This window comes from Paenibacillus sp. P22 (assembly GCF_000469945.2).
GTDB lineage: Bacteria > Bacillota > Bacilli > Paenibacillales > Paenibacillaceae > Paenibacillus_O > Paenibacillus_O humicus.
The window spans coordinates 11,916-27,748 of the sequence record NZ_CBRA020000031.1; the positions used below are offsets into that span (position 1 = coordinate 11,916).

11 protein-coding genes are annotated in these 15,833 nt (G+C 50.0%); 8 read left to right on the forward strand and 3 right to left on the reverse strand.

All coding sequences use genetic code 11. The features are described from left to right. The first annotated feature begins 210 nt into the window (after positions 1-210). The gene (locus BN871_RS06735) at positions 211-3,303 is read left to right on the forward strand and encodes an ATP-binding protein (RefSeq protein WP_232312866.1); all 3,093 of its coding nucleotides are present in this window, start codon (positions 211-213) and stop codon (positions 3,301-3,303) included. Positions 3,304-3,330: 27 nt separating this feature from the next. Here the strand turns inward: BN871_RS06735 and BN871_RS06740 are convergent, their stop codons facing one another. Further along, positions 3,331-4,494, reverse strand: a complete 1,164-nt coding sequence (locus BN871_RS06740; RefSeq protein WP_048745105.1) for a response regulator — start codon at positions 4,492-4,494, stop codon at positions 3,331-3,333. A gap of 298 nt (positions 4,495-4,792) precedes the next feature. On the opposite strand from BN871_RS06740, the gene BN871_RS06745 reads away from it, so the two are divergent. From BN871_RS06745 to BN871_RS06760, 4 genes are all read left to right on the forward strand, one after another. Beyond that, positions 4,793-8,761, forward strand: coding sequence for an S-layer homology domain-containing protein (locus BN871_RS06745; RefSeq protein ID WP_048745106.1), 3,969 nt, complete (start codon positions 4,793-4,795; stop codon positions 8,759-8,761). Positions 8,762-9,090: 329 nt separating this feature from the next. After that, complete coding sequence (locus tag BN871_RS06750) at positions 9,091-9,930, forward strand: alpha/beta fold hydrolase (RefSeq protein ID WP_021881748.1); 840 nt, start codon at positions 9,091-9,093, stop codon at positions 9,928-9,930. Position 9,931: 1 nt separating this feature from the next. Continuing rightward, a complete protein-coding gene (locus BN871_RS06755; RefSeq protein WP_069202488.1) occupies positions 9,932-10,405 on the forward strand; it encodes a PAS domain S-box protein in 474 nt (157 codons plus the stop codon). 189 nt (positions 10,406-10,594) lie between these two features. Then, the gene (locus BN871_RS06760; protein WP_048745108.1) at positions 10,595-10,942 is read left to right on the forward strand and encodes a VOC family protein; all 348 of its coding nucleotides are present in this window, start codon (positions 10,595-10,597) and stop codon (positions 10,940-10,942) included. Positions 10,943-11,023: 81 nt separating this feature from the next. On the opposite strand, the gene BN871_RS06765 is transcribed toward BN871_RS06760, so the two are convergent. Then, complete coding sequence (locus BN871_RS06765) at positions 11,024-12,376, reverse strand: MATE family efflux transporter (protein WP_048745114.1); 1,353 nt, start codon at positions 12,374-12,376, stop codon at positions 11,024-11,026. 138 nt (positions 12,377-12,514) lie between these two features. Here BN871_RS06765 and BN871_RS06770 point away from each other — a divergent pair, with 138 nt between their 5' ends. The 3 genes from BN871_RS06770 (at position 12,515) to BN871_RS06780 (ending at position 14,434) form a co-directional block, all read left to right on the forward strand. Next, entirely contained in the window at positions 12,515-13,195 is a 681-nt protein-coding gene (locus tag BN871_RS06770) for a TetR/AcrR family transcriptional regulator (protein ID WP_048745109.1), read from the forward strand. Between the two features lie 88 nt (positions 13,196-13,283). Further along, complete coding sequence (locus BN871_RS06775; protein WP_048745115.1) at positions 13,284-13,886, forward strand: class I SAM-dependent methyltransferase; 603 nt, start codon at positions 13,284-13,286, stop codon at positions 13,884-13,886. Between the two features lie 83 nt (positions 13,887-13,969). Further along, positions 13,970-14,434: a hypothetical protein gene (locus tag BN871_RS06780; RefSeq protein WP_048745110.1), complete on the forward strand. Its 465-nt coding sequence runs from the start codon at positions 13,970-13,972 to the stop codon at positions 14,432-14,434. Between the two features lie 166 nt (positions 14,435-14,600). Here BN871_RS06780 and BN871_RS06785 read toward each other — a convergent pair whose 3' ends face one another. Then, positions 14,601-15,689, reverse strand: a complete 1,089-nt coding sequence (locus tag BN871_RS06785) for an MBL fold metallo-hydrolase (protein WP_048745111.1) — start codon at positions 15,687-15,689, stop codon at positions 14,601-14,603. Positions 15,690-15,833: the final 144 nt, after the last annotated feature.

Consider the following 15,833-nt stretch of genomic DNA (forward strand, 5'->3'; position numbering starts at 1 on the left):
AGGAGATGCTTCCTCTTTCACGGGAATGCGTTTGGGAAAGCACTCTTTACATACTTTGTTTAGCGATGTGAAATCAAGCCGTTTCAATATGTCCTGACCTTTAAATTTCGCTCTATAGATGTTAGGGGCATTTTTTTCATTATCAGCATATGTTCACGATTTAATCATCATGATCAAAGGAATTGCCTCGGTTTTGTCGAAACAGGTTGGATGATGATGACAAAACGAAAAGCGGTCCTGATTACAGGGTCATTCTTTATCACCTTAATCCTGATTCGAATCATCTGGGCTTTTCTTCAGGCGTCGCCGGATCACCCTCGTGCGGTTCGGGGCGAGTTGGATTTGCGCGGCTTCGACTTCACCAAGGATCGCACGGTTACATTAGATGGAGGGTGGGAGTTCTATCCAGGCAAGCTTGTAATGCAAAGCGACTCCAGCACAATCTCATCCGGAGAGGGGAGGTTGTTCATTCAAGTTCCCGGAAAGTGGGACTCGTCTATATCTTCGCATAATTCCCCATATGGCTATGGCTCCTATCGTTTGCGCGTCATGGTCAACCCGGATAAAGAACTAACCTATGGCGTCCGCGTTTCGAATGTGCGTACTTCGTCCGAACTATATGTGAACGATCGTCTTTTGGCAAGAGAGGGGCAGCCGGCAAAAATCAAACATCAGTATACAGCCCGAAGCTTGCCTTATACCGCCGCTTTCAAGGCGGATACAGGCGAAATCGATATTGTCATACAAGTTGCGAATTATGACAACAGTTTACAAGGCGGTTTGGTAGGATCGATCAAGTTTGGCAGTGAGCATGCGGTGGACAAGGAAGTAGGGTTTTCCATCAACATGCAGGTAGTCGTGTGTGTCGTTCTGTTGATTCATGCCTTGTATGCGCTAATTCTGTATCTGATCGGCACCCGACAAAAGACTTTGATCTATTTCTTCATGCTCGTTATTAGTGCCGTTGTCATGACACTGCTCGACGATGATAAGCTTTTGCTCGTTTGGCTGCCGGCCATCAACTACGAGTGGTCTATTAAACTCGTTCTTCTGTCCTTTATTGGAGTAGGCGCCTTCCTGCTGCAATTTGCCAAAAGCCTCTTTCCGGAGCATGCGCAAAACAGAGTGTTTCGCTGGTTTCTCGTGCTCTGTGTGATTGCGGCGCTGCTGATTGTGTTTTTGCCAGCCAGGTACGGGCTGAGCGCATTAGCTGTCTACTATACCCTGGATTTGCTCGCTTGCTTGTACTTTCTGATGTTGTCGCTGCGTACGGCTCTGAAGAGCGATAAAAACGCCATTTATCTGGTCATCGGTCTAATCAGTGTTTTGACTAATATCATTGGAGGTTATCTTAAGGGTCTGCTCGACATGGGTTATTACCCGATCGACCTGATCGTTGCGTTCCTCGCTTTTGCGTCTTTCTGGTTCAAACGCTATTTCCATAATTCCAACCAAACGGTGAAGCTCGCCGAGAAGCTGCAGAAAGCGGACAAGCTGAAAGACGATTTCCTGGCCAACACGTCCCATGAATTGCGAAATCCGCTGCATGGAATCCTTAACATCGCCCAGACCGTTCTGGATACCGGAATTAAAGATCAGGACGACAAAAACAAAGAGAACATGAAGCTGCTTATTTCCGTAGGCAAGCGGATGTCATACATGCTCAACGATTTGCTGGACATGACGCGGCTTCAGGAGAATGGCATCTCCTTGCACATAGAGAGTGTCCGCGTTCAGGGAGTCGCATCCGGTGTGACCGATATGCTTCGTTTCATGACGGAAGGCAAGCCGATTCGCATCGTCAACGACATTCCGGCCAACTTTCCCAGTGCCATGGCCGATGAAAACCGGCTTACGCAAATTTTGTTCAACTTGCTTCACAATGCGGTGAAATATACAGATCAAGGACATATCACAATAAAGGCCGAGGTCAAGGAGGGCAAGGTGAACATCGTCGTCGCCGACACCGGGATCGGGATAGATCTGGAAACGCAGCAGAGGATGTTTGCGCCCTACGAGCAGGGGGACTCTGGCATAACGGCGATTGGAGGCGGGCTCGGGCTCGGGCTAAGCATATGCAAAAAACTGGTGGAGCTGCACGGAAGCACATTGGAGGTCGACTCTACTCCGGGCCAAGGTTCAGTATTTAGCTTCATGCTGCCGTTATCGGATGCTTCCTTCAGGCAATTCGATCCGGAAGCGATTGCTCCGGGATCGGCCATGTATGCAGAAGCGGCTGTTGCTGCTGCCTCTGAACCTTGCGGCGATTATACCGGACTTGAATCGGAGACCGATTCGGACCGGCCAAACATTCTGGTCATAGACGATGATGCGGTCAATTTAAAGATATTGAGCCATCTTCTTGTTTCGGAAAAGTATACTGTCGTCACAGCTGCAAGCGGACGTGAAGCACTTGCCGTTCTGGATACCAGAGAATGGGACTTGATCATTGCCGACATTATGATGCCGCATATGTCTGGATATGAATTTTCCCGCTTTATTCGTGAGCGCTTTTCCGTTTCGGAGCTCCCCATCCTGCTCTTGACCGCCCGGAGCAGACCGGAAGATATAGAGATGGGATTTTTGCATGGCGCCAACGATTATGTGACGAAGCCTGTTGATGCGATGGAATTGAAGTCCAGGGTACGGGCATTGACTGGATTGAAGCAATCCGTGCGGGAAAGGCTGCGCATGGAAGCGGCATGGCTTCAGGCGCAAATCCAACCGCATTTTTTGTACAACACGCTCAATTCGATAGCTGCTCTCAGCGAAATCGATCATGATAAAATGAGCGCGTTGCTTGAGGCATTCGGCCGTTACTTGCGGGCAAGCTTTGATTTTCGGAACTTGCAGAGGTTCGTTCCGCTTGATCATGAGCTTGGTCTTGTCCGCTCCTATTTGTATATTGAAAAGGAACGATTTGAGGACAGATTAACCATTCGCTGGGAGGCCGACTCAGGGCTTCATTTGTTGGTCCCCCCGCTCTGCATCCAGCCTCTAGTCGAAAACGCAATACGACACGGCCTTCTGAGTCGCGATGAAGGCGGAGAAATTCATATCCGAATTACCCAAAAAGAACATGAGGCGGAAATTTCGGTTGCGGATAACGGGATAGGAATGGATGAGGAAACGGTGAAGCGCGTCCTGGACAGTCGGTTGGAAGGAAGGGCGGGAGTCGGCTTGTTCAATACGGATCGGCGACTGAAACAAATATACGGCACAGGATTGCAAATCCGGAGTGTCCCCAATCAAGGCACTATTGTCCGTTTTATTGTGCCGAAAATCAGGGGAAAGAAAGGCTAAGCCTAAATTCGTGAAGACAATGCGGAATCATTTGGATTTGATCAGTCCCTGCACCGCTCTTTTATCGGATTCTTTCCATTGTGCATACCATTCCAATATGCCGGGGCCGGGAACGGCCTCTGCTTCTTGTTTCAAGACTTGAACCATAAATTCATACTGTTTAGTAACGGAAACCGTGTCATTCAGCCGAGCATATATATTCATTAGCGCCAGGTAACTATCTTCATTCAGGGGATCCTTCTTTTGTATTTGATGATAAACTCCCAGCGCTTCGATATTCATGTCATGAGAGCAATAGAATTGCCCCAGCTGCCGAGCATGCTGCAGCCAAAGTGCCTTGAGCCGTTGGCGTTCGCTCTCCGCCCACGCATAATTATCCTCATCATAAAAATTAGCGCGATACATATCGGCCAATCGCTGATGTTCAGGGGCTAGTTCAATTGAAACAGGGCTTAACCTGCGAAGCTCTTGCTCCCATTCTTCCGCATCAATCCGCAGCTGATTCGAATCAAGGACATATCCGTATTGAGAATATCGGATGGTGACATAGCCTTCTCCGGCTGTATCCTTCCATGCGCTTCGAATCCGATTAATACTCGTCTGCAGGTTGGCGAGCCCTTTTCGTTCATCCATTTCGGGCCAAAATAATTCCAGCAATATATTCTTGCTAATGACTTTTCCGCGATGATGCAACAAGTAGGCAAACAACTCTTTCGCTTTCGTCGTTCTCCACTTCAAAAACTCCAGTTCCCCGTTTGGCTTCCGGATTTGCATGGCACCCAAACAATGGTACAACAATCCTTCTTCTTTCGAAGACTCCAATTTATGCTCAACAACGCGCTCCCGTAGACGCTGTATTGTTCGGCCCAAGCGTTCGCGCCTTAACGGCTTCATTAAGTAATCGGTCGCATTCAGTTCGAATGCTTCAATTGCGTATTCGTCATAGGCTGTCACATAGATGATTTTCGTGTCCGGCGAGACAGGACGTATTCTCTCGGTTGCCCTCAAACCATTCAATCCCGGCATCTGAATATCCAGAAAGACGGCGTCGGGTTTGAATTCGCCAATATGATGAATCGCTACCTCTGCCTTCGAGAAGGATCCGATTACTTGGCAATCGTGAAATTCCCCCAGCATTTTTTCCAGCCTGACTAACGCCAGCCGCTCATCGTCCACCAGCATGACTTTCATTCATACGCAGCCCCTAATTGTCGAACATTGAATCCATTCTAATGCTGTATCTATATCGGTAAAAGCTGATATCTATTTAATAAGAAAATGGTTGGATTTCGGATCCGAAATGGAGATGGGGTTCACTTCCTTCAGACCTATATTAGTTGTGGTTAGAGTTTGGTTAGATGTTTTGTCTATGATGTTGTGCATAGAAAACCGCGCATTACGGTCTCTCCGCTAGTTGTCTTGTGGCGGGGAGAGGTGATGAAGCTGTGCGACCATTTCAATAGCTTTCTTAAGGAGGAATGAACGAAAGATGAAATTGAAAAGTTCAAGAACGTTATCTTTTCTCATGGCAATCGTCATGGTATTGACGATGATGCCGTTTCACGCGTCACAAGCTAGAGCAGCGGAGACAGCCATGCTTAATCTTGGCACTCCTATTCGATTATCCGAAACAAACTATCAGCTATCAAATGCTGCCTTTGAAAGCAATGGCATCGTTAATGAAGGGGGCGGATATTTTACTGTAGCTGTAAATAATGGATCGATTGCTGTTGGAACTCTTTCAAACGGTATTACCGAGTTGACCAATGGCATAACAATCAGCGGCGTTGTTACGGACAAATCCACACCTAAAAATAGAGTGTTCAATTTTTCAAGCGGCACTGTTTATGAAGAAATTCAAGCTGTTATTCGAACGATGACATTTACACAAGATTCAGGGCAAACCCAAAGCGTCACCGTGAATGTGACGCCGGGGGCGCAATTGAGCAATGGAAAAACCTCTGTGCGTACCTACAATGGCCGTCACTTTGCATATGTGGAAAGACTGAGCACCATGACTTTCAATGATGCTGTGACGATTGCAAAAGCCAATAACGGACATCTTGTAGAGCCGACAGCCGACCATCCTGAAGAAATGCTGGCCATTGCTAGATTGTTTCAAGAGCTTAAGACTCCTTGGACAGGAGGCTGGAGCTTTGTAAGCTTCATAGGCGCCACTAAAACTACGGAGGCATCCAGCTGGAGCACTCCTGCTTATACGGAGACAAGGTATGTAACAAACGCTCAGCCAACCGGTCTTGAGCTGACGAGCAATTATGTACAAAACGGAGCTCTCATCCATCTCACACTTGTACTGGATACAAATAATACCAAAATAGGCTACGTAGCCGTAAATAATACACACGGCGGGACTAGTGCCTACAAGGATCCGGGCGTTATTGTCGAGTATAGTCCCGGTGCCATAGGCGACATCATTACAGCCCCCACGGATGTTGCAAGTTTTACGGACGGTATCAAAAGCGTAACGTCAGCTGTTTATGAAGGCTCAGGCGGAATCATTGCCACCCCTCTTGACGTAAGTACGGTAATGAGCGTCACCGATCTGGACGGTAACCCGGTTACGGGATATAAGGCATATGATCAAAACGGCGATGAAATTACGGCCGATGCATACGGGTGGTATCCAAGCAACGGAGGTCCGATCGTATTTAAGCCCTTAATGCCGGGTGGGACTTACAAAGTAGCCGCTTCGACGACATTTAATGCAAGCATTACAACTCCAAGTACGGCCGCTGAGACGAAAGCCATTACTTTGCCGACAGTAGGCGATCATAACGTTGCAGTTGGAAAAGATACGGGAAATCCCGGTAAAACAACAATTACGATAAATCCATCATCGACTTTGGCTAAATATGCTATAGCCGATGCGCAAGGCAACGTGGTAAGCGATTGGAAAACAGGTACGGATTCCGAATTGACTTTTGAAAACCTTGATCCAGCTACCGAGTATCAAATCGTGACGGTTCCTGCCGACACGACCGGCCCTCTTCCTACAACGGGCGTAAGCGGCACAAGCGTTAGAACGCCGGGATATTCGACGATGGGAGGCAGCGTGGCGATCAGCGGCACAGCCCAGGCTGGTCAAACGTTGACGGCGGATCTGTCGGGTATCACGTATACGCCGGACACGACGGAAGACGTTCCGACGTACCAGTGGTATCGGGACGGAGTCGCCATCTCGGGAGCGACGAGTGCCAGCTACGCGTTAACTGAGCCCGATATCGGCAAGCCCATTGCCGTAAAGGTTACAGCCGACGGCATGCATGCGACTGGCGCCGTGACGAGCGACGAGACAGCGCCGGTCACGAAAATGGACGGACCTGCAGCACCAAGCGCGCCGGTAGAGGCTGGCAAAACCGCAACGAGCATCTCGTTGGAGGCCGTTGAAGGTCAGGAGTACAGCCTGGACGACGGCTTGACGTGGCAAGACAGCGCGACATTTGACGGGTTAACTCCGGGAACGGATTACACGTTTGTAACGCGGGTGAAAGGAACGGCCACGCAAAGCCCGTCCGCTGTCAGCGAGGCGACAACGATTCGCACTTCGGACGCTGATCTTCCGAAAATGGGAGGCGTCGTCTCCATCAGCGGGACCGCTAAATACGGCGAGACGCTGACGGCAGACTTGTCGGCGATCACATATACTTCGGGCACGACTGAAGACGTGCCGGCCTATATGTGGTATCGAGACGGAGCTGCCATTTCAGGAGCGACAAATGCGAGCTACACGTTGACTGAAGACGATATCGGCAAGGCTATTACCGTGAAGGTTATAGCTGATGGCACGCATGCGGCTGGTAGTGTAACAAGCGCAGCTACGGCATCTGTTGCAAAAATGGAAGGTCCTAAAGCACCGAGCGCGCCGGTAGAAGCCGGCAAGACTGCAACGAGCATTACATTGACAGGCATAGCCGGTCAGGAGTATAGCAAGGATGGCGGTTTGACGTGGCAAGACAGCCTGACGTTCAACGGACTGACGCCGGATACGGAGTATGCCTTTGTAACACGGGTGAAAGAGACGGCTACGCAAAACGCGTCCGCTATCAGCGAAGCAGCGCGGATTCAGACGTCGGCTGCGGCATCTAACGGAAACAATGGCGGCAATAACAGCGGAAACACACCGACGCCAACAACACCTGTACCCTCGACAACTCCGGCAACGCCAACAAATCCGGTAGAGTCCGGGATCAAAACTTCCGTGAACGACAAGGACGGCGCGTTTGCGACCGGGAAAACGTCAACTTCGGGAGACCGTACGACAACGTGGGTTCAAGTGGATCTGAACAAGCTGAACGAGACCTTGGCACAGGGCAGCGGGCAGAAGCTCGCGATTCGTTCTCCGAAGGACGGCGATGTGAAGGTAGACGGCTTGACGGCAGAAACGGTTAGGCAATTGGCCGATAAGGGCGCAAGCCTTGAGATCGGCAACCCGCTGGCCGTTTATCCGGTTCCTGGCGGAAAGATGAACCTTGATTCGGTGTCCAAGCAATTGGGGAACTCCGCATTAAACGAAATTGCCGTTCAAATCAACATCTCCCGTTCCGCGGATACATGGATTCAGAACGCTAAGAATAAAGCGGCAGAGCAAGGCTACGAACTGCTGGTTAGCCCGGTTGATCTCGACCTGACCTTCACGAATAGCGGCAAGACGGCCAGATTCGGGCAGCTGAGCGGATATGCGCCTAAGTACATCGCCCTTCCGGAAGGCATCGATCCGAACCGGATTACGACAGGCGTCGTTATCAACCCGGACGGCAGCGTTTTCCATGTGCCGACAGCGGTGACGAAGATCGATAACCGTTATTTTGCAAGAATCAATGATCTGCGCAGCAGCGGTACGTACTCGGTCATCTGGAATCCTCAGGATTTTGATGATGTACGACAACATTGGGGCAAAGAGGATGTCAACAATATTGCTGCAAGACTTGATCTTGACGGTACGGGCAGCAATACTTTCTCGCCGAACCGCAATGTTAAGCGCTCTGAATTTGCTGACATCGTTGTTTTGGGTCTGGGCTTGATGCGTCAGGATGTGCCGCAAAATATATTCCCGGATGTTGCGGATTCAGCATGGTACCGCGCTTCCGTAGCCATTGCGAATGAGTTCGGCATCGTTCGCGGCTACAACGATGGAAGCTTCTACGGCAATCGGGAAATGACCAGGGAACAAGGATTTTCGATGATTGCCCGCGCATACCGTTTGATAGATTCGGGAGCCGCGTTGAGCGATGAACAAGCAGCTGCGGCACTGGCGGGATACAAGGATGCGTCTGGCGTATCTGCTTGGGCAAAGGCAGACGTTGCTCAATTGATTGCAGCGGAAATTATCCAGGGGAATGGACCTGCGGTGTTGAGTCCGAAAGCACCAATGACGCGTGCGGAGGTCACGGCATTAATCGCAAGGATGTTGAAAATAACGAACATTATTGATAAGTAATCGTGCCAATCAAACAACCTTTGCTGACTTCGATGTCAGCAAAGGTTGTTTTTTTTTGCTAAAGGCATCTCTTTTTCGCCGGAAGACAATTCTCTTAATCCGGGACGAATTGAGGTCCGGCATGACCGGGAGCCGTTGTGCTTCTCCTATGCATATGCGTCCCTTAGTGGCCTGGAGCAGAACCGATTCGCGCTTGTTTGTGAGTTTTTCATTGGTATGGATTGTTAATCTTTTATTCAGCAGGTTTGATATACTAGCATAATGAGATTCATTTTCCGAGCGGTTCACCCTATGAATTCGAAGAAAATTTGTGAACTGGAGGAAACAGCATGGACCATCAACAGACTTTTGTCCGCAACAACGTTCAAGTAACAGGCAGCGGCACCCAACATTTGATTTTTGCCCATGGCTTCGGCTGCGGTCAAAACATGTGGCGGTTTGTCGCACCTGCGTTCGAAGAACAATACAAGGTAGTCCTGTTTGACTTTGTCGGATCGGGCAAGTCGGACATCCGGGCCTATAACCCGGTCCGCTACGGCAATCTGGACGGATATGCCCAGGATGTATTGGATATATGCGAGGCGCTGGAGACCCGTGACGCTATTCTCGTGGGCCATTCCGTAGGCGCCATGATCGGCATCCTCGCTTCGATCCGCAGACCCGAATATTTTGAACGGCTGATATTGATTGGCCCTTCTGCCCGATATATAAACGACCTTCCCGATTATATAGGAGGGTTTGAACGCGAGGATCTGCTCGCTCTGCTGGATATGATGGACAAAAACGATCAGGGATGGGCCAGCTATCTGGCACCTGTCATTATGGGCAATCCGGGCCGCCCCCAATTGTCCGCCGAACTTGAGCGGAGCTTCTGCGCAACCGATCCGAAGGTGGCCCGGCGGTTTGCCGAAGCGACATTTCTCTCCGATTACCGGGGGGAGCTGGGACAGGTGAAGGTGCCTTCCTTGATTCTGCAATGCGCCGAGGATGTGATCGCACCGCTGGAAGCGGGGGCTTACATCACCCATCATATGCCGGGAGGCGAATTTCAGCTCATGGATGCCACCGGCCATTGTCCGCACATGAGCCATCCCGAGGAAACGATCAGGCTGATCCAAGCCTACTTGGCATCGGCCGGGAGCGCCCGAAAAGCCGAGCTCAGACGATAGCATGGACGAACAACTGGATCGTGCACCTTGCGGATATGTGTTGATGGACGACAATCGTGACGTTCGGGAGGTCAACGCCACGCTGTGCCGATTGCTGGGATATGAGAAACAGGGAATTTGCGGAAGCAGCTTCGAATCGCTGCTGACCCGTTCCAGCCAGGTTTTTTTCCAACTATATTTCCTTCCTCTCATCAAGCTGAACCGGAGCGTCGAGGAGATGTATTTGACTTTGAAAACGAGCAGCGGCGGGGTCCTTCCGGTGCTTCTGAACGCTTCGGGCGCGGAACGGGATGGCGGATGGGTATACGATTTCATTCTAATGCCCATATGCCGGAGGATGGATTATGAACAGCAGATTCAACAGGCCAAGAACGCTTCGCGCCAAGCCAGGGAAGAACTCGAGCGGATCGAGAAACTTCTGAAGCTGAAGCGTGATGAGCTTGCCAGGATACAGGGATCGACTCCTGTGGAATAAATGCAATACAGAAGCATCCCAAAAAAATGGCTGGACGAAAAAGCCGCCGGACTCGGTCAGAGGTCCGGCGGCTTTGATGCTTCCGGGACGGCACGGGCGTCTTGCCTGTAACAGGAACTTGAAATTTAAGCTCGAATATCTATTGCAATCGGATAGCAGAAAATTTCATGACAGAGGAGTATGATAACCATGATAAAAGGTTTTGGAGGAATATTTTGGAGAACTAAAAATCTTGAAGAAACAAAAAAATGGTACAGTGAAGTGTTGAAAATTGAGATTGAAAATTGGAATGGGACTGTGATAAAACCCCAATCAGGAAATGAGACGATCTTTTCTTTCTTCACCGAGAATGACAGCTATTTTCCAACAGAACAACAAGTGATGTTGAATTTCCAAGTATATCATCTAGACGAGACTATTGAGCATCTTGAACGTATTGGTGTACCTCTTGCAAAGAAAAAAGAGGCTAGTGAATTTGGGAAATTTATTTGGATTGAAGATCCCGACGGTCGACTTGTCGAGCTTTGGGAGAAATAACGAGTTGTCATTCATTTGCTATTGAGCTGACGGGGAAATTGCTTGATTGCGGCAGCTTCGCCCAACAGCGGCATAGCTCTTCTACTGTACCAAAGATTCCAAATCCGGCTGCAGCTTGGTCCGCAGGACATACAGCATGACGGCGCCGACAAGGAAAGCGACGGCATCCGCGATGACGAGCGACCAGACGACCCCGTGGAAGCCGTTCATTCGATTGGCGATATAGAGCACGGGAATCAGAGTGATTCCTTGAATAATGGACATAATAAACGCTGCCGTTCCTTGCGCTGTTGCTTGGAAGATTCCCGTGAACAACGTGGTCATTCCGGTAATGAACAAGGATAGGAACGTCACATGCAGAATGTAGCTGCCCATTTCAATCAATTGCGGGTCATTCGTAAACATGCCGATCAAGTGGTCGGAAATCAGATAGACGATGACGCCAAAAACGACTGCCAACGCCACAATCGCTTTGATTGTAAATCCAATGGCATGCTTCATGCGCAGTTTATTGGCTGTAAAGGTGAAGGCGATCAACGGTACGACTCCCTCGCACAGGCCCATCAGAATAAATTCGGGAAATTGCAATAAACGGGACGATACGCCATAAGCCGCTACGGCCTGATTCCCATAATCCACAAGATAATGGTTGAAGATGAGCGACATGGCTCCCAAGAAGATGCTCATGATAAAGACGGGGACTCCGATTTTGAATATATTGCCCAGAATGTCCATCGTCACCTTGAACCATTTTACGGAAATGGTTAAGAAGGAGCTCTTGTATCTGATATGAAAGGCAAAGAATACACCTGCCGCGAGGTTGGAAATGACCGTAGCGGACGCAACGCCGATCACACCCCAATGGAAGACGAAGATAACGAGCGCATCGAGAATAATATTGACGACAACACTGAGAATCATGCCGATCATCGACGTGACGGCTGCTCCTTCGGAGCGTACGATATTTTCCAGTGTGAAGAATAACACGACGAAGGGCGACCCCATAAGCATGACGGTGACATAGTCCTTTGTGAAGCCGAAGGAGTCAGGCGTCGCCCCCAGCCCATGAACGATGGGATCGATTATCGGGAGGCCGACGGCCATCACAATTAGGCCGAGAAATAGACTGCTGTAAAAGGCGAATGAGGACACATGCTTGACAACATCATATTTTTTCTCGCCCAGCAAGCGGGAGATGAACGCGCCGCTGCCTATGCCAATCAAGTTGCCCAGCGCCATAATGGCCGCGAACAACGGCAAGGTCAGCGCGAGTGCGGTCAGCATGGCCGTATGGTGGAGGGTGCCGAGGAAATAGGCATTCAAGATGGAATAGATGACACCCATCGACGTGCCGAGCATCATCGGTACGGCAAAGTGAGCGACGGCTTTTGCGATTGGCGCTTTTTCGAAGTAGTGAAGGTTTTCTGCCTCCATGGAGATCACTGCTTTCTTCCTTTATTTTTTCTTGCACTCTAACGGTGTTAGATTGAACCTTACAGTGTTAGATGATATCATGAACCTATGCACCTGTAAAGCATAAACTTACACTGTTAGATAAAAGGGCGGATAAGGATGAAAAAGCAGCAGCCTCAAATTTCGGAGGATAAGATTTTGGCAACCTCGTGGGAGCTTCTGGGAGAGGATGGCATCGAGAAATTCAGCATGAGGCGATTGGCCGACCGGCTGGGAATCCAGGCTCCCTCTCTGTACTGGTACTTCAAGAGCAAGCAGAATCTGTACCAGCGTCTGGCGAACCAGGTTTCGAGAATGATTCTGGAGGAGTTCCACTCCGACGGAGACTGGAAGGAGCAGCTGACGGATCTTGCGGCAACGGTACGGAATGTGCTCAGCCGGTATCCCTGCTCCACGCAGCTCATGATGATGACGCTGCCCCACGAACCGGACATCATCCGGTTCACCAACCGCATGCTGCTCTGCGTGGAATCGACGCCGCTTGAGCAGGAGCAGAAGATGCAGGTGGTTACTACGCTAGTGAACTATGTCTTCTACTTTGTTCTGGACAATTATCAGCATGAGCGCAATGTTTCCGCTGTCCTTAAAGAACAGGAAGTGCTTCCGGGCGAGGAGATGGCTGCGCTGCTTGACTCCATGAGCGAGACGGAAGCGGGGCTGTTCCGGAGGATGTTCACGAACGGGCTGTTCGAGCTGATGGGGACCGACCGGGCTTTTGAGTTCGGATTGAAGCTGATTTTGCTGGGGATCGAGCAGGTCATTGTGGAGCAGGAGAAGTAGAACGCCGTAGTTTCGAATGAGCGGAATTCGCCAAGCAACGGCAAGTTTTATGATGCGAGCCTTTTTGAGATCGATTGGAGAGGTGAACATGGGAAATACGGATAAGTTTGAAAGGATAGCGGGCACATATGACACGCCGGAGAGAATCCATATCGCCAAGGTATCATCGGATGCCATTCGTGAACATTTAGCTGACGCTAAAAGCAAGAATGCAATCGATTTTGGATGCGGCACCGGTCTTGTCGGCATGAATTTGCTGAACGATTTTCATTCCATGCTGTTTCTGGATGCTTCACCGAACATGATGAATCAAATCCAGCAAAAAATTTCCGATTCCAATCTTTCGAATGCACATACACTATGCTTTGATTTTGAAAAGAGTGAGTTATCGGATTTACGTGCGGATTATATTTTCATGGCTCAGGTGCTGCTTCATATCGAGGATTACGAATTCATCCTATCCCGGTTATTTGACGTTCTCCATGAAGGAGGACATTTGCTTATCGTCGATTTCAATAAAAATGAACATATCGTTTCAGATCTCGTTCATAATGGATTCCATCAAGAGGAATTAATCGGCAAAATGACGAAAATGGGGTATGGAAACATTCAATCCAAAACTTTTTATGCCGGAGATAACTTGTTCATGGGACAAGATGCAACGATGTTTATACTTGATGCTCAAAAGTGACTTGCCGTGCAAGCAGTGCTGTGAGCCACACCGAAAATACCCGCGTTTTTTTGGGAATAATGAGATGAAAAGGAGAGATGGAAATGTCCTATATCGTTGACTTCAATCATGTGTCCACGGTTGGTCTAGAGTCTTCACCTGTAGCCGACGCGCTTGCTGGTCTGCGTGCCAATGAGGCCCGTTACTTTATGAACAAATACAAGCATGAATTTACGGTTGTTCCGGCAAGCGAAAGCCGGGAGACGCTGGATTATGTGAACCGGATTTTAAAAGAGGAACGGGGTATCGAGTTTGCGGCCAAACCGTTGGAAACGTCGCGTTTCCAAGTGGAGAACATCAAATTTGCCTACGTCTTTTATGAGGACGGTCTTTCGATCAATGTCATGTATACCGTAGATGACCCTAAGAAACGGGCCGTTGGCTTCAAGCTCTCAGAGGGGATGGACATACCGAAGGAGCTGGAAGAGAAGTTCAAGTTTGCCAGGCAGAAGTCTAAACTAGCGGGCACAATCCGGGGTTCGTTTTTCGTCATTAAGGGAGAATATTAAAGGTTCATGTCGTTCGGCATCCCACACGCAGCCAATGAGAAACAGTGGCATGTCCATGTGTGGAAGCCGTATTTCTCGTAACATCATCGGATAATCCATTCACGGTTAATTAAGAAGAGAGCAGCACGGAGCGGCAAGCACTCGTGCTGCTTTCGGTTTGATTCGCCTATTTCCACCAGGCCGACGATTGCGGAGCGCCGACAAGGACGGTTTGACCGAGCCTTGGCGTTGCGATCGCCACGCCTTGTTGGCTTGCTGCTGCAACGACACGCTCGATTGGATCGGTCCATTCGTGCAGAGCCAATGTAAAGGCGCCCCAGTGGATTGGAATCAGCAGATTCGCCTGCACATCAAGATGCGCCTGCACCGTCTGCTCCGGCATCATATGGATTGCTTCCCAGCTTGCATCGTACTGGCCGCATTCCATCATGGCAACGTCGAAAGGTCCGTACCGATCGCCGATTTCTTTAAAGTGGGGACCGTAACCGCTGTCTCCGCTGCAGAAGACGCTCTTGTGCCGACCTCTCACGACCCAGGAACACCAAAGAGTCGCATTTTGATCGACTCCGCGCCTGCCCGAGAAATGGCGCGCCGGCGTACAAGCGAGCTGCAGTCCTCCCAAGGCAGCGGTATCCCACCAACCGAGCTCCTCGATTTTGTCCGGATCTACGCCCCATCGAATTAAATGAGCCCTTACGCCGAGCGGTACGAAGAAGCGGCCGACCTTATCCTTGATCCGTTTGACGGTGCCGTAGTCGAGATGATCGTAGTGATCGTGGGTGATGAGTACGGCGTCCAGCGGCGGCAATTGCTCGGCATCCAGCGGCGGCCGACCGCTGAACCGTTTGCCTCCGAATAGCGGAAAGGGCGACGGTGCGCGGCCGAGCATCGGATCGACCAAGAGGGTCTGCCCCTCCATGTGCAGCAGAAACGTCGAATGTCCAAACCATACGATGCTCGTCTCATCGGAGCCCGTGAATTCAGCGGGATCGACCCGGTCGATCGGGAGTGCTGCAGCGGGCTTGCGATTATTCCCGCCTTTGATAAATTCCTTCGCCACGGCAATCATAGCAGCAGGACTGGCAGCGGTAGAGGTTGGAATGATGTTGTTGAATTTACGGCCGGAATATAAAGCTCCCTTTGCAACGAACGCCGAGCGCTCTTCACGGGATATCCGTCCGCCTAACGCCGGATAGAATAGAAACGTTACATAAAGGGCGGCAATGACGCCAAAAGGAATAATGAACCACCACAAGCTGCATACCACCTTCGCTCCAGCATTCTTCAGTAGAACGGCAACAGACCCATCCGCAAATTCCGCGACTCGCTTTAGCTTTCATGCTGCCGTCATGGGACTCTCTTCCGATTCGGGATGGTTTGAATCCGCCTTTGTTAGAAC

Coding starts and splice junctions, on each gene's coding strand:
- BN871_RS06735 (WP_232312866.1), top strand. CDS start 211: ATGATGATGACAAAACGAAAAGCGGTCCTGATTACAGGGTCATTCTTT.
- BN871_RS06755 (WP_069202488.1), top strand. CDS start 9,932: ATGGACGAACAACTGGATCGTGCACCTTGCGGATATGTGTTGATGGAC.
- BN871_RS06745 (WP_048745106.1), top strand. CDS start 4,793: ATGAAATTGAAAAGTTCAAGAACGTTATCTTTTCTCATGGCAATCGTC.
- BN871_RS06750 (WP_021881748.1), top strand. CDS start 9,091: ATGGACCATCAACAGACTTTTGTCCGCAACAACGTTCAAGTAACAGGC.
- BN871_RS06775 (WP_048745115.1), top strand. CDS start 13,284: ATGGGAAATACGGATAAGTTTGAAAGGATAGCGGGCACATATGACACG.
- BN871_RS06765 (WP_048745114.1), bottom strand. CDS start 12,376: ATGGAGGCAGAAAACCTTCACTACTTCGAAAAAGCGCCAATCGCAAAA.
- BN871_RS06760 (WP_048745108.1), top strand. CDS start 10,595: ATGATAAAAGGTTTTGGAGGAATATTTTGGAGAACTAAAAATCTTGAA.
- BN871_RS06770 (WP_048745109.1), top strand. CDS start 12,515: ATGAAAAAGCAGCAGCCTCAAATTTCGGAGGATAAGATTTTGGCAACC.
- BN871_RS06740 (WP_048745105.1), bottom strand. CDS start 4,494: ATGAAAGTCATGCTGGTGGACGATGAGCGGCTGGCGTTAGTCAGGCTG.
- BN871_RS06780 (WP_048745110.1), top strand. CDS start 13,970: ATGTCCTATATCGTTGACTTCAATCATGTGTCCACGGTTGGTCTAGAG.